Origin of the sequence: Catenovulum agarivorans YM01 (assembly GCF_000281085.1) — a bacterium.
GTDB lineage: Bacteria > Pseudomonadota > Gammaproteobacteria > Enterobacterales > Alteromonadaceae > Catenovulum > Catenovulum agarivorans.
On the sequence record NZ_JH767522.1, the window covers coordinates 229,918 to 254,048 of the forward strand.

The window sequence follows — 24,131 nt, forward strand, 5'->3', positions numbered from 1 at the left end:
GGATACTGTGAAGTTTGCTGCTGTGATATTACCCAAGGCAATCGCATCTGTTTCATCTACATCAACTGAGCCAGTGCCAGCATTAACCGCTAAGCTATTTAAGCTGTGGGTTGCATTATCTAGGTCGATATTGCCGTTGGCGACTGATGTGTCTAAGTCGGTTGCACCTGTCACTGTTAATGCGCCTGCATCAGTAATGGATGAGGCTGCACTAACGGTTAAGCTCGACATTGAACCTGCATTTAAGGTTAATGCACCCACTGTATCGACTGTCACTGCACCTGCATTATCTACTTGCAGTGTTAATGCGTCGGTTTCGGCTACATCTAATGTACCTGTACCAGCATCCACCATTAAGGTGCCGATTGAATGGGTATTGTTATTTAAGTCAACGTTACCATTGTTGGCTGAGGTGTCGATATCTGCTGTGCTAGTGATACTTAACACACCTGCATCTGTGACTGAATCTGCATCTGTCACTGTTAAGTTGGCCATTGAACCTGCGTTTAAGGTTAATGCACCGACTGAATCGACTGTTACATCACCCGCACCATCTACTTGTAAGGTTAGTGCGTCTGTTTCATCTATATCTACATTACCTGTGCCTGAATCGACCACTAAGGTATTTAGGCTATGGGTATTGGTATTTAACGTAATTGCACCATTACCTGCTGAGGTGTCTATATCTGTTGTGCCTGATACAGTTAAGGTACCTGAATCAGAGACTTCACCGCCTGCAGTTATGGTTAATGCTGATGTAGTCGTATCACCTAAATCAAGTGCGTCTGTTTCATCTATATCAATTGCACCTGTTCCTGCATCTGCTGTGAAGGTATTTAGGTTATGTGTGAAGGTATCTAATACTATTGCACCATTGGCGGTTGAGGTGTCTAAATCGGTTGTACCTGTAACGGTTAACGCGCCAGCATCTGTAATTGATGTAGCATCAGCCACTGTCAGGTTCGCCATTGAACCTGCATTTAAGGTTAATGCGCCGACTGAATCTACCGTCACGTCACCCGCACCATCTACTTGCAATGTGAGTGCATCTGCTTCGTCTATATCGACCGCACCTGTACCTGCATCTACCACTAAGGTTGCTAGGCTGTGGGTGTTGGTATTTAACGTGATATCTGCATTACCCGCTGAGGTATCAATATCTGTTGTACCCGATACAGTTAAGGTACCAGAGTCAGATACCGCACCGCCTGCAGTTACTGTTAATGCTGACGCTGTGATATTGCCTAGGTCTAGTGCATCTGTTTCATCCACCATTACTGTGCCTGTACCTGCTGCGACAGTAAACACATTTAAGCTTTGCGTATTATTGCTTAAATCAACATTGCCATTGGCTGTTGAGGTATCAATATCTGTTGTACCTGTTACTGTTAGTGCACCTGCATCTGTCACGGATGCCGCTGCGCTAACTGTTAAGTTGCTCATTGAACCTGTATTTAAGGTTAGTGCACCAACTGAATCGATTGTTACATCACCTGCGCTATCAACTTGTAGGGTTAATGCATCTGTTTCGTCTATATCAACTGCACCTGTACCTGATTCAACAATTAAGGTGTTTAAGCTATGAGTGTTGGTGTTTAACGTGATAGCTGAGTTATTCGAGGCTGTGTCTATATCTGTGGTGCCTGATACGGTTAATGTGCCTGTATCTGATACCGCACCGCCTGCTGATACTGTGAAGTTTGCTGCTGTGATATTGCCCAAGGCAATTGCATCTGTTTCATCAACATCAACTGAGCCTGTTCCTGCATTTACCGCTAAGCTATTTAAGCTGTGGGTTGCATTATCTAGGTCGATATTGCCGTTAGCGACTGATGTATCTAAGTCGGTTGCACCTGTCACTGTTAAGGCACCTGCATCAGTAATGGATGAGGCCGCACTAACGGTTAAGCTCGACATTGAACCTGCATTTAAGGTTAATGCACCCACTGTATCTACCGTCACATCACCTGCATTATCTACTTGTAAAGTTAATGCATCGGTTTCGGCGACATCTAATGTACCTGTACCAGCATCCACCATTAAGGTGCCGATTGAATGAGTATTGTTATTTAAGTCAACGTTACCATTGGCTAATGAGGTGTCTATATCAGCTGTGCTAGTGATACTTAATACACCTGCATCTGTGACTGAATCAGCATCTGTTATTGTTAAGTTGCTCATTGAGCCTGCGTTTAAGGTCAAATCACCGACTGAATCTACAGTGACATCACCCGCACCATCTACTTGTAAGGTTAGTGCGTCTGTTTCGTCTATATCTACATTACCTGTGCCTGAATCTACCACTAAGGTATTTAGGCTATGGGTATTAGTATTTAACGTAATTGCGCCATTGCCCGCTGAGGTGTCTATATCTGTTGTACCTGATACGGTTAAGGTACCTGAGTCAGAGACTGCACCGCCTGCAGTTATCGTTAATGCTGATGTAGTCGTATCACCTAAATCAAGTGCGCCTGTTTCATCTATATCTATTGCACCTGTGCCTGCATCTGCTGTGAAGGTATTTAGGTTATGTGTGAAGGTGTCTAATACTATTGCGCCGTTAGCGGTTGAGGTGTCTAAATCGGTTGTACCTGTAACGGTTAACGCGCCAGCATCTGTAATTGATGTAGCATCAGTCACTGTCAGGTTCGCCATTGAACCTGCATTTAGGGTTAATGCACCAACTGAATCAACTGTCACATCACCTGCGCCATCTACTTGGAGTGTGAGTGCATCTGTTTCGTCTATATCGACCGCACCAGTGCCTGCATCGACTATTAAGGTTGCTAGGCTGTGGGTATTGGTATTTAACGTGATATCTGCATTACCCGCTGAGGTATCAATATCTGTTGTACCCGATACGGTTAATGTACCAGAGTCAGATACCGCACCGCCTGCAGTTACTGTTAATGCTGACGCTGTGATATTGCCTAGGTCTAGTGCATCTGTTTCATCCACCATCACTGTGCCTGTGCCAGCAGCGACAGTAAACACATTTAAGCTTTGCGTATTATTGCTTAAATCGACATTACCATTGGCTGCCGAGCTATCGATGTCAGTTGTGCCAGTAACTGTGATCACACCTGCATCTGTTACTGTGCCATTAGCAGATAAAGTTAAATTAGCTGCAGACGTTGTACCTAAAGTGGTATTGGTTGTATTGGTCAGGGTTAAATTGCCGGAAACGTCTGAGGTTACAGTGCCAGAAATGAGGTTATTACCAGATAAATCAGCATTACCTGTAGTTGTTACATCTAAAGCAACTGCAGTAACAACAGCAGAGCCAGCGTTGCTAATGCTCGCGGCGTCAATATCTAAGTCATCACCTGAAACTGTGCCGACGTTTAAGGCGTTGGCAATTGATACCGCGCCTGCAGATAAAATATCAACACCTTGATGCGTCGTTGTGGTGGCTAAATCAGCACCATCAATAGTGACGGCCCCTCCACTTGATTTACCAAAAGTGATGACACCAGTGCCAGCTTGTAATAAATCTAACTCACCTTGGCTAATACTGACATCACCAGCACCATTGCCTAAACCGATAGTATGGCTGTCAGATAAACCACGGATATCCATATCGTTATTGTTGGATGTAACATTCGCATTTAACGCTAAGCCACCTGTGCCAGCTTCAATTAAAATATCACCAGTTGAGTCTGTATTGCTGTCAGAAGTGACGGCAGCCAAACTAACTGTATCACCTTGTAAAGTAACATGATCTGTCGCGGTTAATGCACCTGCTACTGTTAACGAGCCTGAAGCGGATAAAGTTAAATCGCCAGAGGTCACTGTGATTGCGTCAGCCCCTGTATTTAAATCTGTAGCATTTTGAACATCTAAACCCGTGACAGTTAATACATCATCTCCACCACCAACAGCATTAGTGAAACTTATGGTGTTAGTATTTGCGTCTATGGTGATAGCAACACCATCCGATAAACTATTGAAAGTTGCGCCACCCGAGGTATTTACATCAATATCAGCCGCAGCAGTTAATGCAATTTCACCTGAGCTTGCTTGAATAGAGGTGCTATCGTTAGAGCTAATACCACCAGCCGTAGATGTAATAGCAACAGCTGTGGTGTTGGCACTTGTAGTAACTATATTGTTGAGCGCAATTGCATCATCTTCAGTTACACTAATGTCGCCAGAGCCAGCATTAATAGCGGCAGAATCAACCGCTGTAATTAAGGTAGCACCTGTTGATGAGGTCACGGTTAAATCAGCACCAGAAACTTTTGCTGTAGTGGTGACTGAGTTATCTGACGTGCTTATGCTGACATCACCTGTACTGGTTAATGCAGCATCAATAGTGACTGCACCTGTGGTTGTGCTGATGCTAGTGTCATTACCAGCTGTGATGGTTTGATTAGTATCCACAGCGCCATCTGCAGTAATAGTTAAATCGTTACCCGCACTTAAAGCACCGTCAGTGGTAACTGTGCCATCAGAATTGACTATGATGTCACCAGAACTCGAAGTGATAGAGCCTAATGCCGACACAGCAAAATTGCCGGTCGCATTAATATTTGTATCCCCAGTCGTGACAACTGCAGCGTTAACATCTGCCGTACCAGCAGCATCTGCATCTATGCTATTTGCGGTAACGGCCGAGCCAATCGTTAGATTGCCTGAATTAATATCTAAATTAACATTTGAATTACTGATAGCGGAATTGATTGTCACAGCACCAGTATTGCTGTCGTCGCCTATTTTAACGGTTTGACTAGCGGTGCCTGCGGTTAAATTGGTGACACTGGTTGCATCTAAATTTAGTGTACCAACGGCTGTACCCAAATCTATTGCGGCGTTGTCCGTTACTGTATCTAGCGTAACTGTGCCGGTAGAAACTGCTGCATTTAAATCAACATTGTCTGCGGTAATATTTAACGTGCCCGAAGCACCAGAAACAGCGCCGTTAACTGTTACCACACCTGTAGTATCGGCTGTGGTTAAGCTTAAACTAGCACTGCTCGCAACCGCGACTGCATTACCCAAGGTAATATCATCACCGGCGTTTTTAGTGGAAATAGCCGTTGTGCCATTGATGTTTGACACACCAACAACTAAATCGCCTTCATTGCTAATAGTTAAACTACCAGCTTGAGTCATATTTAAGTTGTTAACGTCGGTATCAAAACTACCTGAATTAGTTGTACCAGTAATGACTAAGGTATCAGCGGTAAAATCACTTGCCAAAGTGCCTTCCCCGGTAATAGTACCAGTGGCATTAATAGTTAAAGTTTGACCAGACACATCAATAGTGTCCGCAATGGTTAAGTCATTTGCCTTTATGGTTAAATTAGCAGCATTGGCGACGCTTGGATCTAAATCATCCACATCTACGCCGGTAAAATCTAATGAAATTTCTTGGCCTGCTGCTTTGTTTAAAGTAACTGTGCCCGTTTGGGTTAAGGTTGAGGTTGCGCCACTCGCTTCACTAATTTGAATATCACCAGATGAAGTAACATCACCTAAATTTAAATCACCATCTACCGTGAAGTATAAATTGCCAACTTTGGTGCCAGAGGTGGTTAAAGTACCACCAGAAGAATTGATTTCAATTGCATTGCCGCTGGTGCCAATTTCCAAATTGTTGCTTGCTGTGTCATCAGCAGTAATGGTAATAGTCCCATCAGTGATTAAATTAGCATCGTCCGAGAAGCTGGTATTTTGACCAGTTTGTGAGCCAGTCGTGGCTGTAATAGGGTTATTAATCTTAACCAAGCCACCAGACAACGACTGCAAACTAGTTAAACTAATACTCGAACCTTCGACTTGACCAATTTCTAAAGTTCCAGCAGATTGATTTACATTAACCGTACCCGTTGCATCTATGTAAATAACACCCGCTTTTACCGACTCAATATCAACATTACCACCGGCACTGATTGATATCTCACCGTCTGCAGCAATTGCACCTGCAGAGCCATCTACATTGCCATCCGCAGTAATGGTTAGATAGTTTGCACCTAAGGTGTCTGTACCTGTACCTGAGTTACTGATAATCACATCATTTTCAGAAACTATATTGAGCTTTTTATCATCATTAACCGTTGCTCGAATCGAGTTAATAGTTATATCGGCGTTATTGCCACTATCGGTTAGGGTTAATCCAAAATCAGCTGCACCTTCGCTATAGCCAGACAAGCTCGAAACATCTTTGGTTGAGATCATCAAGTTGCTATTCAGTGCACCTGTATTGTTAAAATTAGACCCAACCGTCACACCATTTGGATTAACAAAAATAAGTGTTTCAACATTGCTGGTGTTAACCGAGCCATCCATTAAACTCGCGTCATTACCTGTCACTCGGTTTAAAAATACCGAATCAGCCGTCCCAGTAAAATTAAGCGTTTCGTCGCTGGCTAAACCTAAAGTTTCCCAATCTATGATAGTATTTTGCGTATTTGCAGTAATATTAGCTGTTGTGGAACCATCACCAACACCAGTAATAGTTGCACCACCATCACTATTGACTGCACTATCGTTTAGTGACGATGTAGTCGCAGCAACAGCTTGGGATGCCCATAAAGCAGTTGAAACAGCAATAGCGATTGAAGATTTAGCAAGAGGTTGAGCGAGTGTATTTTTGACTTGAGTACGGTTATTAGTATTTTTCATCTTTTGGATCCTTGGTCTGGCCAAATATGTTTTTAATCTCAGCGGACGGATGACTGATCAATAAAAGAGCTTAGTACACAAGTACAATAAATCAACAAAACGATTACAAATAAATCAAAGATTGTTTATTAATTAACAAAGACTTGCCGAACCAAGATGTCTAAAAAACAACCAATTAATGATTTTACCCAAGCGTACATATTGAGCAAAACCAGCTTTGATAGGCAAGGACAAGGCATTATTGAACTTTGGTTAAAAACCAAAACCAATGTTGTTTGTATTCACTACACAGAGCAAAAAAATTTATTTTTTATTGAGCAAGAGTCATTAGACCAGGTTCAACAGCTACTCAATACACAAAAAATAGCATTTGAATATAAACAACTTGAACATAAAAACTTTCAACACAAATCTGTTAGCTTATTACAATTTAACAACCTAGCCGCCGGGCAAAAAGCCAGCCGTTTATTAACTAAAAACAACATAGTCTGTTTTGAAGATGATATTAGGTTACATGATAGGTATTTAATGCCGCGCAATCTAAAAGGTGCAGTTAATATTGCAGCAAGCGGTTTGCAGCATAAACATTTGTACAAAGACATCCCGCTCTGTGCCAACGAACAAATAGACATTAAACTCAGTTGCTGCTCATTAGATATTGAATGCAGTGAATACGGTGAGCTTTACTCAGTAGCTTTGCACATGCCGCCTGTTGAGATAGTCATTATGGTTGGCCCACAAGCAAACGACACAAATGAGCTCGACATCATTTGGGTAGCAAACGAAGCTGAATTATTACAGCAACTGATAAAACAAATTAATTTGCTCGACCCTGACATCATAATTGGCTGGAATGTGATTAACTTTGATTTTAGGTTGCTGCTAAAACGTGCGGAAAAATACCGCATCAAACTCACCTTTGGCCGCAATCATTCAGAGATGCGCTGGCGCAATCATCCAACTGAAAAAAACCAGGGTTATGTAACTATTGCTGGCCGTATGGTGATTGATGGTATAGACGCTTTAAAAACCGCCACCTATCAATATGAAAGTTTTAGCCTTGAATATGTTGCACAAAAACTTTTAGGTAAAGGGAAACTCACCCATGATGTTGACAACCGCATGGCGCAAATTAACTATGATTTTGAGCACAATAAAGTCGCGCTAGCAAAATACAATTTACAAGATACCAAACTGGTCACTGAAATATTTGAGCACACCAAACTCATCGACTTTTTAATGTTGCGCAGCCAACTTACCGGATTAGATTTAGACCGAGTGGGCGGTTCAGTCGCTGCATTCACTAATGTGTATTTGCCCAAACTACACAAAGCAGGTTATGTCGCACCTAATTTGCCAATGGGCGGTGGCTTAGCCAGCCCAGGTGGATATGTAATGGACTCCAAACCTGGCTTGTATTCCAACGTGTTAGTACTCGATTTTAAAAGCCTGTATCCATCCATCATTCGTACATTTAAGATTGATCCACTTGGGTTAATTGAAGGATTGCAAAATCCAGACGATGCAATAGAAGGTTTTAAAGGTGCCAAGTTTTCGCGCGATAAACATTTTTTGCCCGATATCATCACTCAGCTGTGGGCACAGCGAGACCAAGCCAAACAACAAAAAGATCAAGCGCGCTCACAAGCAATAAAAATACTGATGAATTCATTTTATGGTGTGCTAGGCTCTGGTGGCTGTCGTTTTTACGATACCCGCTTAGCCAGCTCAATTACCATGCGCGGCCACCAAATAATGCAACAAACTGCCAAGTGGATTGAAGAGCAAGGTTATTCAGTTATTTATGGTGATACCGACTCTACTTTTGTCTGGTTAGAACAAATAAACGATAGCGAGCAAGCACGTGAAGTTGGCCTGCAGCTGCAAGAACTAATCAATCAAAAATGGCAAACTTGGACCCAAGATACATATCAACTCGATTGCCATTTAGAAATTGAATTTGAAACCCTATTTAGTCGTTTTTTAATGCCAACCATTCGCGGCTCTGAAGCCGGCAGTAAAAAACGTTACGCAGGTGTGATTGCACAAGCAGATACCACAGAACCTAAGCTGGTTTTTAAAGGATTAGAAACCGTGCGCAGCGACTGGACAGATTTAGCCCGTGAATTCCAACAACAGCTGTATCTACTGGTGTTTACTGAAAAAGAGCCAAGCGAATATGTGCAAACTTTTGTTCAACAAACTTTAGCTGGTGAGCGGGATAGCCAGTTGGTCTATCGCAAACGTTTACGCAGAAATCTAGCTGACTATCAAAAAAACATTCCACCACAAGTGCGTGCCGCGCGTTTAGCCGATGAAGAAAACCAAAAACGCGGTAAAAGCCCGCAGTATCAAAATAAAGGCTGGATCAGATATGTATTAACCACAGCTGGACCACAACCAGTTGAATATCAATTTAATCCTATTGACTACCAACACTATATCGAAAAACAAATTAAACCTATCGCCGATGGCATTTTGCCCTTTGTAGGTTTGAGTTTTGACAAAATCAGTTCACAGCAATTAAGTTTGTTTTAATCCAGCCCTATGTTGTATAAATAAACAAGTTTAGAACCGTTTTTTATTTTGCAGTTCTAAAGCTATACTAAAATAAATTTAATAACATGCTGGATGCATAAATGTATATAAAAACATTAACTTATCTGATTGGTGTTGTATCCGTTACCATAATCTCACTACCTAGCTTCGCGGGTGCATTAAAAAGCAAAATCAGCTACCAATATTCGCACAATAACAATGTAATGAATGCCTATAAACAATCAGAGCAGTTAGGTGACCAACAACACAGTTTAAGCGCCAGTACTAGTTATGCATGGCAAATATCGCAGGGCAAAAAACTCAATTTATCAGCAGAAATCAGTCGAAATCAGCAACAAAAATATTCTATGTTGGACAATACCCAAGTTGAGTTGGGTTTGTGGTATGGCTGGCAAAATAACTTTTCTTACTTAGCGCCATTTTATATCGCCAGTGTAAAACTGAGTAAAATTAACAGTGAGAGTTACGCACGCGACGCCAATAAAATTGATTTGACCTTCGTCTGGAACAAACGAGTAACAGATTTAACTCAAATTAGGGCTGGTTTATCGCACAGTTACCAAGATGCTAAAAACAAAGTTTTTGAGCAAAATATTAGCCAATCATTTGCTCAATTAGAGTACCAATTAACCAATAGTTGGCAGTTACATAGCCGCTTTAATTACGCGATTGGAGAATTAATTGGCAGTAAATCAACCGCTTATTGTAAAGACGGAGAAGAAGTTTCAGCGGCAGATTACCAAGGGGACTATAATTACCAATGGTACGACTACCACATAAATCAAAATTTATGTGGCCACTGGTATAGTTACAATTACGACGGTCGCTATTATGCAGGACAACTAACAGCTCAGTACCAGCGAAACGCCCACAAACTTTCAGCTAAATTTAAACGTTATTGGGTTCATGCTGATAACTCAAACACTTCGTATCAAAAAAACGAAGTGTCGTTAAGTTACACATATAAATTTTAATGTTGCCACTCTGATTCAAGTAATTCAGCTTGGCCATTGGCATATTTAACTTCGAACTTGGCTTCTTTACCCGCTTTGTCGACTGTATAAAATTCGTAAATGACCTCACCTGTGGTTTGTTCACTTTCGATTATTCGCTTGGGGTTAATTTGTGGATGAATATTAGTTAATGCTTGCACCACTTCAGCTGGGCATTGAGCAAGGACTAAATCTCTTTGGATCTCCACTATTTGCCATTTGCCGTTTTGCTCTAGCATGTCAAATTCGATTTCATTACCGTCGGCATCTAAACCCTCTACATCAATATATACATGACCATGTTTAAATTCTTTTTCTGCTTGTTGTGCGGTAAACCCTGGCCGTGCCTGTACAATAATTTTCATCACCTCAGCTGGTATATCACTTACTGCTATATCCTCTTTATGATTTAAGCTAGCACCAACCTGTTTGCCTGCAGACATAACACTAAATGCACTGAGCAAGAACATAGATAAAACTAAACTTTTAAACATAATTGCCTCTATTTGATTAAATATTCCAACCCAATCAAATTAGCAACAAGTGTTAGACAACAAAACAAAATATCAATTACATTCATGTATTACAAAAATAACTAAGAAATATAGTTCGAGTTATTGCATTCGAATTCATAGCGCTATTTTTTTGCAGAATGAACAAGCTGATCCATACTCAATACTATTACGAACAATAACAACTAGTGGCAGCTTACTTATGACTTTGCGAGAAAAGCCGTATTTAAACTTTTGGCAAATCTGGAACATGTGTTTTGGCTTTTTAGGCATCCAAATTGGCTTTGCCTTGCAAAACGCCAATACCAGTCGAATATTTCAAACCCTAGGTGCAGATTACAATAATCTACCAATCCTCTGGCTTGCAGCGCCAATAACAGGTTTGGTCATTCAACCTATAATTGGCCATATGAGTGATAAAACTTGGGGCAAACTGGGTCGCCGCCGCCCTTATTTTTTATGGGGCGCTTTGCTCGCTTCCGCTGCACTGATAATCATGCCTAATTCACCGACACTATGGTTTGCCGCCAGTATGCTGTGGATTATGGATGCATCGATTAATGTTTCTATGGAGCCCTTTAGAGCTTTTGTTGGTGACATGATGCCACAAAAGCAACGGCCAAAAGGCTACGCGATGCAAACCTTTTTCATTGGTGTTGGTGCTGTCTCAGCTTCTATGCTGCCGTGGATTATGACCAACTGGTTTGATGTTGCGAATACAGCTCCGCCGGGTGAAATCCCTGACAGTGTTAAGTACGCGTTTTACGTTGGTGGTATTAGCTTTTTCTTGGCCGTCGCTTGGACTGTGTTCACAACTAAAGAATACAACCCAGAAGAAATGGCCGAGTTTGAGAAATTTGAAAAAATGCAACGCGGCTTAGCCGAAGATCACCAAGTGGTAGCGGATAGATCAATCAGTAAGTTTGTTGCACATGGCGTTTTGTGGTTCCTCGCCGGGCTCATTTTAACGGCCTTTTTTGTTGGGCTAAATCTAGACAAACAACTGTATATTTTGTCCGGCGGCTGCATGGTTTTCGCTTGTGTACAATGGGCAGTTGCTCTATTGAAATCGAAAAATTGCACCGAAAATGGTTTTGTTGAAGTGGTTGAAGATTTATTTGCTATGCCAACAGCTATGCGCCAACTTGCCGTTGTGCAATTTTTCTCTTGGTTTGCACTATTTGCAATGTGGATTTATGGCACGGCAGCAGTTGCCGAACATCATTTTGGTAGTGGCGACCCAACATCCGCTGCTTTTGCTGAAGGCGCTGATTGGTGGGGCGTTTTATCCGCCGCTTACAATGGTTATGCCGCGATTGCCGCAATTATAATTCCAATTATAGTTGCTAAAGTTGGCGTAAAACTTGGCCATATGATCAACCTATGGATTGGTGCACTGGGCTTTTTATCTTTCCTCGTGGTTGAAGATCCAGCTTGGTTATTGCTATCAACCGTAGGTGTCGGTTTTGCTTGGGCATCAATCTTATCGCTACCCTATAGTATGTTATCTAATGTTTTGCCATCACATAAATTAGGTGTGTATATGGGTATATTCAATTTCTTTATTGTGTTGCCTCAAATACTTGCTGCAGCCGTGCTTGGTTTTATTATCACCGAGTTATTGGACGCAAAACCAATCTATGGTTTTGCGATAGGTGGCATTAGTTGGTTTATTGCTGGCTTTACCGTGTTGTTAGTTAAACTGCCAAATGAGGATTAAGCTGAGTTTGTTTGCTTAAGTATATGGGGTGGAATACCTGCCTTCAGAGTTGAAGCCCCATATAGAATGAAGGAAATGTCAGTTTTAAAGGTTCTGTGCACCTTTGATTATGTGCAACCAAGCATACTCAAAGCATGATTTTCTAAAACTTCAAAAGATATGGATATCTTTTGGGAGCGGCCAGGGACTGGCGAAAAGCGTTTTTAGAAAATTATGCTTCAAATGGGCTTATGTGCACTAATTCACAGCGGTTTTGCGAAAGTTATGCTCTCGCTCTTTTGGCCATATTGCACATGCCGAACAGCGCTTTTAGAAAATTATGCTTCAAATGGGCTCTGTTGCACGTATTCACAGCGTTTTTGTGAATAATACCTCATTCACGTTTTGACTTCTCTGGCACAATTTTTCTAGCGATAAAACGGCCAACACCTACTTAATTTGATAAGTATAAACCCCATCCCAATTATCCGGCGGTGGTGACTGTTGATAACCACTTATGCGCTGCATAAAAAGCTGATACAGCGCATCAGAAACCAATTGTTTATCCAATAAACTGCGTAAATGCCTGACAGCCTCAGACCAATTTTGCTGCCGATAAGCCGACAAAAACTCGGCAAATTCAGAAACAATTCCTTTAGCATAATCCCCTTTATTCGATGGCAAACAAAGCTGATAAATAGCCACTGCTTGTTGTTTACCTTTAACCCTAACCGCATCAATTTCACGGATCATCCAAGGGCTGCTCGCCACTAGCTCAAAAGTATGTTCACCAAGCAAAATCTCACAACCATATTGCTTAGTTAACCCCTCTAAGCGTGATGCTAAATTAACTTCATCGCCAATCACTGTATAAGCCATTCTAAACTCAGAGCCCATATTGCCGACATGCATCAAGCCAGTATTAATACCAATACCAGTTTGCAGTTGTGGCCAATTTTTGCTGGCAAAATCTTTATTAACTTTATCTAATGCTTGCTGCATTTCAACCGCAGCAGCCACAGCTTCAAACGAATGATTAGGGTTATCCACCGGTGCACCCCAAAATGCCATAATCGCATCCCCCATATACTTATCTATGGTGCCATTGTGCTTGTGGATAATACGGGTCATCACAGTTAAATATTGATTCATCAAATCAGATAAATCATTGGCCGATAACTGCTCTGAGATGCGGGTAAAATCACGAATATCGGTAAACAATACAGTCAGCTGCTTTTGTTGACCCTGCAGTTGATATTTATCTGGCGATTTCGCCATATCCGCGACTAAACTTGGCGGCACATATTGACCAAACCTTCGAACAATAAAATCTTTTTGTCTATGCTCCATAATCAACTTATAGGCAATTAACAAAACAGCTGTTAAAAACCAATAACTGGTTTGACTCGCCAGTGGCATATATATTTTTTGCGACCACAAAACAAAACTGACCACAAATAAACCAACTAAAACAGACAAGGCGTAAACAATCTGCCAGCTTGGGTTATTAATGCGATACAACAAGATTAATAACAAAGACAATAACAAGAACAAACCAAGCTGCATCACCAAGGGCTGATGAATTGGAGCGACAATTTGTTCGGTTAATAAACCATGAATAATCGACGCATGCACCTCAACACCAGGTACAGCTTTAGCAAATGGCGTGGTTCGCAAATCTAATAAACCAGCTGAATCTGTGCCTAACAGCACCAACTTACCTTTAAGCTCCTCAACTGGAATTTGCTGTCGCAGGATATCCACTATCGAATAATAAGCAAATTGATACGCTCCACCTGTGTATGGCACTAACACAGCGGCTTGTTTATCTACTGGAATATCGTATCCGTTTAACTGAATACCTGCCAGTTGATTCACCTCAGTTCCATCCGTTTGTTTTACTTGTGCAAAATTAGCGATTATTTTTTGTTGTTTAGCCACTCTGGCCATTTCTAATGCAAGTGAAGGATAAACATAACCTTGATATTGCTGCAGTAAGGGTACGCGCCTAAATACTCCATCTTCATCTAACAATGAATTATCGAAAAAACCTGCACCAGAAGCGGCTTGGTGAAATATTGGCAAATTAGCAATAAAAGACTGCGCAGCCACCAAACTAGAATTTCGTGTTTGCGCCAAAGGCACAGGAAGATTGTTTTTATTCGCTTGTTTATTTTGTGCAAAAACCAAACCAGCAACCACTTTGTGCTCTGCCATTTGTTCTGCAAACATTTGGTCAAATTGCAGTTGAGGTTTAAAACTTTGGTAAGCTTGTTGAAATAACGCTTGTTGCTGCAACTCAGTTTGATTAAGAATATCCAACACTTCGATTGCTGTTGTATCTGAGCTTTCAGCAAACACAGTATCAAAGCCAATTAGGTTAATTTGATAATGGTTAAACAAGCTTTCGAGCAACTGCGCCAATACATCTCGCCGCCACGGCCATTGGCCTAATTCAGCTATGCTTTTTTCATCAATATTAGCGATCACGACTTGCGGCTTGCCTAAATCAGCTGCTTGATGAGTGATTTGCCAATCGTACAAAGCATGTTCGAGTTTGGACAATAAACGTAATGACGCAAACTCGCTAATATGGGTTAAATGGCCAAACAAACTCGCTAAAATACAAATCCAAAATAGCCACTTACGCATAATAATAATCTTTAGCTTGATGCTGTATGTTAATAGTCTAAATCAATATCCGAATAATCGTTTAACGCTGAAAAAGGGGTTGGTAAACCCAATATTGCATTAATTAGCATAATCTCGTCATCACCATGATTTAGCATAGGCGCAGGTTGAATTAACTGACCTTTTTCACCATTGGCAAGGACAAAACGAGGAGAGTCATGATGTGTTGTGCGGATCGCTTCAAAACTAGTTGAATCTTCACTGGCGGTTAAATCAACTTTACCATAACAAGTACAGACATAACTCCGATCATGCTCAGACTCGGCATAAACTGCTGTGCCGCGTATTCCGATTGTTGCTGTGGTTGTTGTGGTTGTATGCTTTTCAGCACCTTCACGTTTACCAAACACAGACATCAATTTACCTTTTAATAACTGAGCACCGGTTTCTATCTGCTGAGCGTCGGATGATAAAATAACTTCACTATTTTCACGTAACAAATGTGCATCTTTACCGACAACAAATATCAATTCGCTATTTTCACTGGTTTCTATTGCTGCATTGGTGGGAATTTTTGTTTGTTGATTGGCTAGCTCTCCGTTAACTCGTACTTTTCCTTTCAAACGAAAGATAGATTCACCTTCTTCCATAGGTTTTGGCACTTTACCTAATGCATAAACAATTTGTGAAAAAGCTAAATTAGAAAAAGTTCCAGCACCAGCAACCGCAATTAGCTTTTTTAATAATTGACGTCTAACCATAGACGTTTTAATCGCTGAATTCATCCCTACCCCTTGTAAATCTCAGATATTATTTTTAGATTAGACCAGATATGTGCAAAATGTATTTCAAATTCACTGCGGGTGAAGACTTTGGTTAATTTTTAAACAAAAGTCAATTTAAATATTAGCGGCAAACCAATCTGGGTACTATTGTTTGACTAGATAACATGAGTTTTTGCTTGGCGCTTTACCCTTTTTATAGGTAACCGGATGATGCTTGTTTACAGTCGAAATTAATCGGCCACTCTTATTCTCACGATATACATAACGCCCATTTTTTTCGCTAATAAATTTTCCTATTAACTGCGTATATATGTTCTCAGGTGTTTTAAAAGTAGACGCTACATCAGCAGCACATTTATTTTCCAGCGGATCGTGTAGATCAAATAACATTAAATCTATAGTTTCAACTACTGCATGGTTTAATGTTTCAATAAACAATTTTGCATCATCATCCGCCCAACGTCTTAAAGAGTCGTCTCGACCGCTGCCAGTCGATAAAGACTCGTAATAGAATTGGTTGTAGTAACTAGGTTGCGGCTGCTTATCCAAAGTCTTTGCGTTTTTCGTATAAATTCGTGCTTCAGTTACTAAAGTTAGGCTTTTAGCTCGGTTTACAAATCGATATTCTGACGACAGCAATAACAGAGCCTCACCCTCTTTTAACTCTGAAATTCGTTGCGATAAAGCTTGATTTGTTAGAGGTATTTTTGTTGCCTCAGTACCCTCTACACTCACCGAATATTTACGCGATATAGTAGTCATCAGTAGTTTCTGATGCTCTTTCCTAAAATCATACTCTCCAACATATCGATAAAGTTGCTGCATCGCTCCTGCTGCTGCATCCTTTTTATTAGCGTTGATACTACTTTCAACTATAGCAGACACTGCATAACCTAGAGCACCGCCATTCATCACTGCATATGTATGATCAATCCTTTCTAACTCTACGTCTGGGTAGATCTGATCTTGAGCCACAAAGTTATAGATAACCAGATTTTTAATGCTGTCGTTATTTGTCAAAGGCACATGTTTTGGGGCAGATGTATTAGCGCAAGCTTGCAATAATATTGCCATTGTAAAGATTACAAAGTATCGTTTATTCATCTCAAACCTTGATTTTTATAATATGTTCCGAGTGCAGCGCAAGCTATGCTGTTACGCACCAAGCAAAAACACAATATTATATTACTTCCAGATAACTTTTAACAAAATATCAACCAATGCCTAATTTGAATACGTATGCACCAACAATTAAATTAACTAAAAATTTACAAAACATAGCAATTTTAAGCCCAAATGGCGGTGGCAAACAGATGTTTGCTAAAACCCTCATAGAACAACTACAACTGCAAAATAAACAAGTTGGGTTAGTTTCGTTTGAAAGCCAGCAGCAAACTTATGAACATGAATTAAAAATAGATTTATCAGATATTACCAACGAAGTTGACCCTGGCACACTCGCCAAAGACTTTTTACCGGCAGATAAACTTAACCACCCGCTTATCAAAGCACTTCATTTAGAGCATAGACTCAACACAGGTTATCGTAGCTTAAGCTCGGGTGAAGGGCGAAAATTATTACTGCTAAAAGAAATATTTGCCGGCAGCCAAGTGCTGATTTGTGACAACCCGTTTGATAGTTTAGATACCAACTCATGCGATGCCTTATCCAGCGCCCTAGAACAAGTTAGCCACGCTGGCGTGCAAGTTATATTAATGCTAAGCAATCTGGTTGATTTACCCAACTGGATTGAACAACTAGCTTGGTTAAATCAACAACAATTTGAAGTATTGGGGGCAAACAACTCAAGCAATCAACAAATCATCAAAAACCACTTTGCTGATTTAGTTAAACAAGATGGGCAGTGGCCACAAAACTATAAACGCCTAGCTGATTATCCACATACTAATATTGCCGAGTTGATTGACTGCCAAGTCATTTACGACGGCCAAGCTATATTCCCAGCACAAAGTTTAACCATTAAACCACTGCAACATACCTTGATAACAGGTGCCAATGGCAGTGGCAAATCAACCTTGTTACAGCTAATAACAGGGGATTGCCCACAGTGTTTTAGCAATAATGTAACTGTGTTTGGTTTTAGGCGTGGCAAAGGAGAAACTATTTGGGACATTAAAAAGCACATTGGATTAGTAAGCGCCGACTTACACAGAAACTACCGAGTAAACTGCAATGTACTCACAGTGGTACTATCAGGTTTATTTGATTCTATTGGTGTGTATAAACAAGTTGAAGCCAGCCAAATACAAATAGCAAAACAATGGTTGAACAAAGTAGGCTTAGCCGATAAAAGCCAAATATTATTTAACCAACTGAGTTTTGGTGAACAAAGGTTAGTATTAATCGCTCGGGCACTGGTTAAAACACCACTTATGTTGGTATTAGACGAACCCACATTAGGTTTAGACGAAAGTAACCGTCAGCGCATTCTGCAGTTTTTACAAAGCATAGAGCAACAACAATACTCAACCATATTGATGGTCAGCCACAGGCAAGATGAACATTTAGCTTTATTTAAACAAAGAATCCATTTGGCGGCTGATAGCTGAATTTGTTATTATCCGCGCTTGATTTTCTTCCAACCAATGCAGGAATAAATAAATGAGCTTAGCGGACTCTGTTTTAGCGGTAAACGACGATTTACCAATACGTACCGACAAACCCGTACACAGTGGTAAAGTACGTTCGGTTTATTGGTTAACTGAAGCCGACTCAAAACGACTAATTGCCGAAAAAGGTTACGATGTGCGTGCAGATGCACCTTTAGCCATTATGGTAATTAGTGATCGTATTTCTGCATTTGATTGCATTTGGCATGGCGAAGAAGGTTTGCAAGGTGTGCCGGGCAAAGGTGCCGCGTTAAACGCAGTTTCAAACCATTGGTTTAAATTATTTAAAGAAAATGGTTTAGCCGACAGCCATATTTTAGATATTCCACACCCATTTGTCTGGATAGTGCAAAAAGCCAAACCAGTAAAAATTGAGGCAATTTGTCGCCAATATATCACTGGCTCTATGTGGCGCGCTTACAGCAAAGGTGAACGCGATTTTTGTGGTATTCAATTACCAGAAGGTTTACAAAAAGACCAAAAATTACCTGACTTGTTAATGACACCTTCTACCAAAGGTATCTTAACTGGCATTCCAAACGTACCAGAGCAAGACGACGTAAACATTACTCGCGAAGACATTACCAACAATTTTGCTGCGTTTAACTTTTCGTCAATTGACGATGTTGCATTGTACGAAAAATTACTCAAAGAAGGATTTGGTGTAATTAGCGACGCACTTGCGGCCATTGACCAAATATTTGTTGATACCAAATTTGAATTTGGTTACGTAGAAGATGCTAGTGGCAATGAAAAACTGATTTATATGGATGAAGTAGGCACACCTGATTCATCACGTATATGGGATGGCGCAGCTTACCAAGCAGGCAAAATTGTTGAAAACTCAAAAGAAGGTTTCCGCCAATTATTGTTAAACCACTTCCCAGATCCTGACATCTTATTAAACAAAGACAGAATGGATGAGCGCAGTGCATTAGCACGTGACAACGCATTACCGGTAGAAGTATTAATGCAAGTATCGAAAACTTACATTGATATTGCTGAAAAGATAACAGGCGAAAAAGTACATTTATCAGATAATCCAAAAGCAGAGATTATTCAAATATTGCGCGAGCAATATAGTTTGGTGGATTAACCACCAAACCCTGTAGCTTGAGTTAGCTAGCTCGCAGCTACACCACTACTCTCATCTTGAAGAATTTGGTCGATGACTATGCAAGTACATAGTATAGATACAATATCTTCACCTTCAGCAATATCAACTCCGTAGCTGTCGGTCCATCCCCAAAAATCTTTGCTAATTGTTGCAACTACTTTGCCCTCGCGAACAAATTTAAATTCGTGCTGCCAGAACGAACCTTCAATACTGTAATCATTTGGCCCTGGCACATCTAATGAAAATTTTTGTTTAAACCAAGACCACTCTTTAACAATTTCAGCAAATTGTTCGCCGTCGATAAATATCTGATATCTAGGTTTAAGTGATAGTAGTTTTTGCGCGATGAATGCTAGTTCATTTCTGTCAGCATCTTGAAAAGATAGTTTGTCGCCGAAACTAAAAGCTTTTCCATCAACATAAAAAGCAGGGTTGCCCGCTTCATCGGTAATTGAAAAGTCATTTCCCCAAGACCAAAATTTTTCTTTTATTCGATAAATCATAATTCCTCTGATTGTTTGTTTTTGTTCCTTATTTAAAGCTTATATGCAGACGACAAACAAAAACAAGCAGCAATCTAACTTAGCTCCGAAAAAACTCACAAAATTTTAAATATTTTTATACATCCCCTTTGATAAATAATACTACTATAGTATGTTATAAATACTTTTAGAAAAAGCTTTGCAACTAAATTGCTTTCACTCACACACAAAATTTGGAGGCTTTATGCTCTCAGCACGCAGTAAAATATTAGGTTTAGCTTGTGGATTATTATCATTAGCAAGCTGGCAATCATATGCAATAGACAGCGGCGTTTATACAATAGCTTCAAAACACACAGGGCAGTTAGTAGAAGTAGGTGGCGCAAATGCAAGCGACGGCGCAAATATCAATCAATGGCCAAGCAATGGTCACAACACGCAAAAATGGTTAATTACCCCAACTGACGACGGCTATTACTCACTGATCAACTTAAGCAGTGGTAAAGCAATGGAAGTGTACAACTTTGATACCGAAAACGGCGGTAACATCACGCAATGGGAATACTGGGGCGGCGATACGCAAAAGTGGCAAGTTAACGACCTTGGCAATGGCGAATATTATTTAATTAACAAACACAGTGGTAAAGCACTCGATTTATTAGGTTTTGATACTGCTAACGGCGCAAATATCGGCCAGTGGTCTTACTCAGGTAACAATGCACAGCGTTGGGCTTTCACTAAAGTTGCTAATATTGAAAGCGCACCTTGGGATCCATCTACTACTAATGGTGCTGCCAACCATTGGGCGCTAAGCGGAAATTTAGTAACCCATGATCCAACCATAGGTTACGAAAATGGTACTTGGTGGATTTTCCAAACAGGCCCAGGTATTTATGGTAAATGGTCATCAGACGGTGTGAACTGGAATGGCGCTGCAGCTATTTTCCCGAACGGCTTAAGTTGGTGGCAACAATACGTACCAGAGCATGATGGTATGGATATTTGGGCGCCTGAGTTAAAACATTACAATGGTCGTGCTTATTTATACTATTCAGTTTCTACCTTTGGTTCACGCGTTTCAGCTATTGGTTTAGCTTCAGCTTCTAGTGTTGCAGCAGGCGATTGGCAAGACGAAGGTGTAGTGGTAAATACTACTAACAGCAACAATTACAACGCAATTGACCCTGATTTAGTATTAGATAAAAACGGCGCACCTTGGTTAGTATTTGGTTCGTGGAACTCAGGTATTAAATTAAAACGCATCAATCCAATTGCTATGAAACCATATGGCTCGTTATATTCGTTAGCTAGCCGCTCAGGTGGTATTGAAGCACCTACGGTAATTTATCGCCAAGGTTACTACTACTTATTTGTGTCAATTGGCAAATGTTGTGCCGGTGTAGACAGCACTTATCAAATCGCTTACGGACGTGCAACTGACATTCGTGGTCCATACTTAGATAAAAATGGTGTGGATATGATGAACAGCGGTGGCTCTATTTTAGACGCAGGTAACAATGTTTGGGTTGGTCCAGGTGGACAAGATATCTTAAACACTGACGTAATTGTTCGTCACGCTTACGATGCAAATGACAATGGCACTCCTAAGTTATTAATCAGCACTTTGAACTGGGATTCAAACGGCTGGCCGCGTTACTAGCTTGTTGTTAGACGCAATTTTATGGGCGCTTTATGCGCCCTTTTTTGTATTCACTCTAGAGTTAGTTGAGCTTACTCACCATTTCTTTGATAACCAAATAGATAATTTCACGCAGCATTTTTAACTCGCCAGCTTTATACGATGCTGGAATGGTGCTATCGACTTCTACCTGTTTATATAACGTAATAGCCTCTGATTCGATTTTGTTTAACTGGTTCGTGATTTCTCTCTGCGCAACTGTTCTATGTATACCCAGCGATTTTGCGGTAACAATTAAATCGTCTTGAGTAACATCCGCTAAATACAGTTTGCCATTGAGTATTTGTGATAACACTGAGTCAACTGGTTGCCCATCTGAATAGATAGCGGTAGAGACTAAATCATACATTGGAGCTACTGTTACTCCAGTGTGATTATAAAATACTGAAATGTTCTTTAGATGTGCATCGGTATTACCAACCAAGGTATTAAAAATAATCCAGCGAAATATTGTTATTCTAGCTAGCGCAGACGCACGACAAGCTTGCGCGACCTGATTTAACCGCTCAATAGAACTTTCTCGATACTTATATGTATGGCTCAATCCAAGTAATTGACACGCATCTAAAGTGTGTATACGCCCTTGATCATCCCTATCAAATCTTTTAACTATGTACGCTGGTTGTGGGAAATAACACACTGAAACATCAGGTGTTGTTAGTCCTAATTTTCGTGCCAAACACATTACAAACCATTCGTTGCGCACTGTTTGCCAGTATAAATCTGGCTTTGAATGCTGTGGCTTAAGTATATGGGTAGAAATCGCGTTGTTTATTGGTTCAAAAATATTGCCATTGTTATCCAATGTCACCAACATTTTGTGTTGAGCTCCTGCCAATGACATACGTTTAGCATCACGTCCATTTAATGGAATATCCGGCAATAGACTAATTCTTTGGTTTATTTGTTGCTCGGTTAACGGTCGCAACTCAGCTTGTAGCGAGTTTAAATCTAAGTTGGTTAAGGTGATAGCCCCTGCAGATTCGGCACCAGCAGCTTCCAATAAACCAAATGCATCAGATATAGTTACCTTGGTGTCTTGCGCTAATAATTCTCTAGCCCCCTCTTCTGGTAATAGATTGTCAAAAAACCATTGAATCGGCCTATTTGTTGCGCCATCTATCTGAATTTGTTGACTAAGTGGAATATCGGGTGATAACGGATAATTGTCCTGAGTATTCAGCCAAAACTCTGTATATTTAAATTGCCAAATATTGTTCAGCTCAGATAAAATACCGATAAAATTTAAGTTAATGTAAACCTTTAATGTCCTCATCCATCAACCTTATTTAGCATGGCCTTGATAGCTGATTCGTCAACGCCGTCAGGCAAGTCTAATTGCACTTGAATACCAAGCGAGTGTAATAAATTTAACACTCGAGCAATTTCACAAGACGGTTTGCCATTTTCGACACTGCTCGCAAAATTAACTCCGTTGCCAGATAACAAACTAACGGTTTTTTGATCGAGCCTTTGTTGCTTTCTAACTGCTTTAGCAACTAAACCAATTGATTTAACAGATTGCACCTTAATCATACGCACCTTTATTTTTCACGCTATCGCGTAAAGACTAGCACAAAATGGTAATTTTAAAAGGCATTAACGCGAACGCGTGAAAAACAAAAGGGAGCGTATAATCTCGATAGAAATACACGCGAACGTGTGAATGGGGGGGAATGTCGAAATTTATATTTAGCTAGTTTGAGCGACAGTAGTTTCTGCGAAATGAATGCCAGTTCATTTTTATCTGCATCTTGAAAAGATAATTCATAAATTTTCTTTATTATTGATGGAATTTGTTTTCTGTTTCATCCCCATACGGCAAGACCTTTTGCTGTATAAGAACACACTTCCGATAATCAACTAACTAGCCTTGCTGTCATACCAAAATACTTAGCTTTCTCTGCAGCTAGACTTTGATGCTCTCTTTCGTCTTCAAGAATTTTTGAAACCTCGTTTGCAAGCTCTGGACGTATAGGCATTAGCGTTTGAATAGACAGAGTCATCTCTTTATCAACAATAGATTCAATTGTCGAAGTACTAACCCTAATGGCATTTCGTCCTAATATACCAACCACCAAACCGTATAAAATTCCAGTGCCACACCAGAGCGTTGGAAACAAAACAGATGAAAATTTTCTTTGCGCTATGTACTGCCCAAATATTTTATAATGCTCGACCTCATGACGATGCATTTCATCAAGTTCAGGGATAATGTCTTGATAAAGTAGTTTGGCAACAAGCCTATGTCCATAATAAACCCCAGTAGCGCCTTTTTCACAGGCATGCATTATTTTTAATTGTTTGTCGATTTCATCCACTAACCCTGACCCCTAATCTTACTTCCATTAAACACACGCTAGCGAATTCGAATCGAATCCAACTTACAGATACATTT

The 24,131-nt window shown here is 40.4% G+C and carries 15 protein-coding genes; 6 read left to right on the top strand and 9 right to left on the bottom strand.

The genetic code is table 11. The features are described from left to right. Nucleotides 1-6,627: filamentous hemagglutinin N-terminal domain-containing protein (locus tag WSC_RS0103705; RefSeq protein ID WP_016954559.1), on the bottom strand; the 6,627-nt coding region annotated here is incomplete at its 3' end. Between the two features lie 156 nt (nt 6,628-6,783). Here WSC_RS0103705 and WSC_RS0103710 point away from each other — a divergent pair. Continuing rightward, the gene (locus WSC_RS0103710; RefSeq protein ID WP_016954560.1) at nt 6,784-9,165 is read left to right on the top strand and encodes a DNA polymerase II; all 2,382 of its coding nucleotides are present in this window, start codon (nt 6,784-6,786) and stop codon (nt 9,163-9,165) included. A gap of 101 nt (nt 9,166-9,266) precedes the next feature. Beyond that, on the top strand, nt 9,267-10,160 hold the full coding sequence (locus WSC_RS0103715) for a TonB-dependent receptor (RefSeq protein ID WP_016954561.1): 894 nt from the start codon (nt 9,267-9,269) through the stop codon (nt 10,158-10,160). On the opposite strand, the gene WSC_RS0103720 is transcribed toward WSC_RS0103715, so the two are convergent. Next, nucleotides 10,157-10,672 carry a hypothetical protein gene (locus tag WSC_RS0103720; RefSeq protein ID WP_016954562.1) on the bottom strand — a complete coding sequence of 172 codons (516 nt, stop codon included), beginning with the start codon at nt 10,670-10,672 and terminating at the stop codon, nt 10,157-10,159. The genes WSC_RS0103715 and WSC_RS0103720 overlap by 4 nt on opposite strands. 220 nt (nt 10,673-10,892) lie before the next feature. On the opposite strand from WSC_RS0103720, the gene WSC_RS0103725 reads away from it, so the two are divergent. Then, the gene (locus tag WSC_RS0103725; RefSeq protein ID WP_016954563.1) at nt 10,893-12,410 is read left to right on the top strand and encodes an MFS transporter; all 1,518 of its coding nucleotides are present in this window, start codon (nt 10,893-10,895) and stop codon (nt 12,408-12,410) included. 429 nt (nt 12,411-12,839) lie between these two features. On the opposite strand, the gene WSC_RS21770 is transcribed toward WSC_RS0103725, so the two are convergent. The 3 genes from WSC_RS21770 to WSC_RS0103740 form a co-directional block, all read right to left on the bottom strand. After that, a complete protein-coding gene (locus WSC_RS21770) occupies nt 12,840-15,041 on the bottom strand; it encodes a CHASE2 domain-containing protein (protein ID WP_016954564.1) in 2,202 nt (733 codons plus the stop codon). A 29-nt stretch (nt 15,042-15,070) separates the two neighbouring features. Beyond that, entirely contained in the window at nt 15,071-15,805 is a 735-nt protein-coding gene (locus WSC_RS23905) for a FecR domain-containing protein (protein ID WP_016954565.1), read from the bottom strand. 144 nt (nt 15,806-15,949) lie between these two features. Continuing rightward, the gene (locus tag WSC_RS0103740) at nt 15,950-16,909 is read right to left on the bottom strand and encodes a hypothetical protein (protein ID WP_026016642.1); all 960 of its coding nucleotides are present in this window, start codon (nt 16,907-16,909) and stop codon (nt 15,950-15,952) included. Nucleotides 16,910-17,025: 116 nt separating this feature from the next. Here WSC_RS0103740 and WSC_RS0103745 point away from each other — a divergent pair, with 116 nt between their 5' ends. Together WSC_RS0103745 and WSC_RS0103750 are read left to right on the top strand one after the other, a co-directional pair. Next, entirely contained in the window at nt 17,026-18,375 is a 1,350-nt protein-coding gene (locus WSC_RS0103745) for an ATP-binding cassette domain-containing protein (protein ID WP_016954567.1), read from the top strand. 52 nt (nt 18,376-18,427) lie between these two features. Then, nucleotides 18,428-19,531, top strand: a complete 1,104-nt coding sequence (locus tag WSC_RS0103750) for a phosphoribosylaminoimidazolesuccinocarboxamide synthase (RefSeq protein WP_016954568.1) — start codon at nt 18,428-18,430, stop codon at nt 19,529-19,531. Between the two features lie 26 nt (nt 19,532-19,557). Here WSC_RS0103750 and WSC_RS0103755 read toward each other — a convergent pair whose 3' ends face one another. Next, the gene (locus WSC_RS0103755; RefSeq protein ID WP_016954569.1) at nt 19,558-20,055 is read right to left on the bottom strand and encodes an LURP-one-related/scramblase family protein; all 498 of its coding nucleotides are present in this window, start codon (nt 20,053-20,055) and stop codon (nt 19,558-19,560) included. Nucleotides 20,056-20,278: 223 nt separating this feature from the next. Here WSC_RS0103755 and WSC_RS0103760 point away from each other — a divergent pair, with 223 nt between their 5' ends. Further along, entirely contained in the window at nt 20,279-21,694 is a 1,416-nt protein-coding gene (locus WSC_RS0103760; protein ID WP_016954570.1) for a family 43 glycosylhydrolase, read from the top strand. A gap of 61 nt (nt 21,695-21,755) precedes the next feature. Here the strand turns inward: WSC_RS0103760 and WSC_RS0103765 are convergent, their stop codons facing one another. The 3 genes from WSC_RS0103765 to WSC_RS21780 form a co-directional block, all read right to left on the bottom strand. After that, nucleotides 21,756-23,009, bottom strand: coding sequence for a HipA domain-containing protein (locus tag WSC_RS0103765; protein WP_016954571.1), 1,254 nt, complete (start codon nt 23,007-23,009; stop codon nt 21,756-21,758). Continuing rightward, nucleotides 23,006-23,269, bottom strand: coding sequence for a helix-turn-helix domain-containing protein (locus tag WSC_RS0103770; RefSeq protein ID WP_016954572.1), 264 nt, complete (start codon nt 23,267-23,269; stop codon nt 23,006-23,008). The genes WSC_RS0103765 and WSC_RS0103770 overlap by 4 nt, the downstream gene beginning before the upstream one ends. Before the next feature lie 323 nt (nt 23,270-23,592). Next, nucleotides 23,593-24,054 carry a demethoxyubiquinone hydroxylase family protein gene (locus WSC_RS21780; RefSeq protein WP_016954573.1) on the bottom strand — a complete coding sequence of 154 codons (462 nt, stop codon included), beginning with the start codon at nt 24,052-24,054 and terminating at the stop codon, nt 23,593-23,595. Nucleotides 24,055-24,131 lie beyond the last annotated feature (77 nt).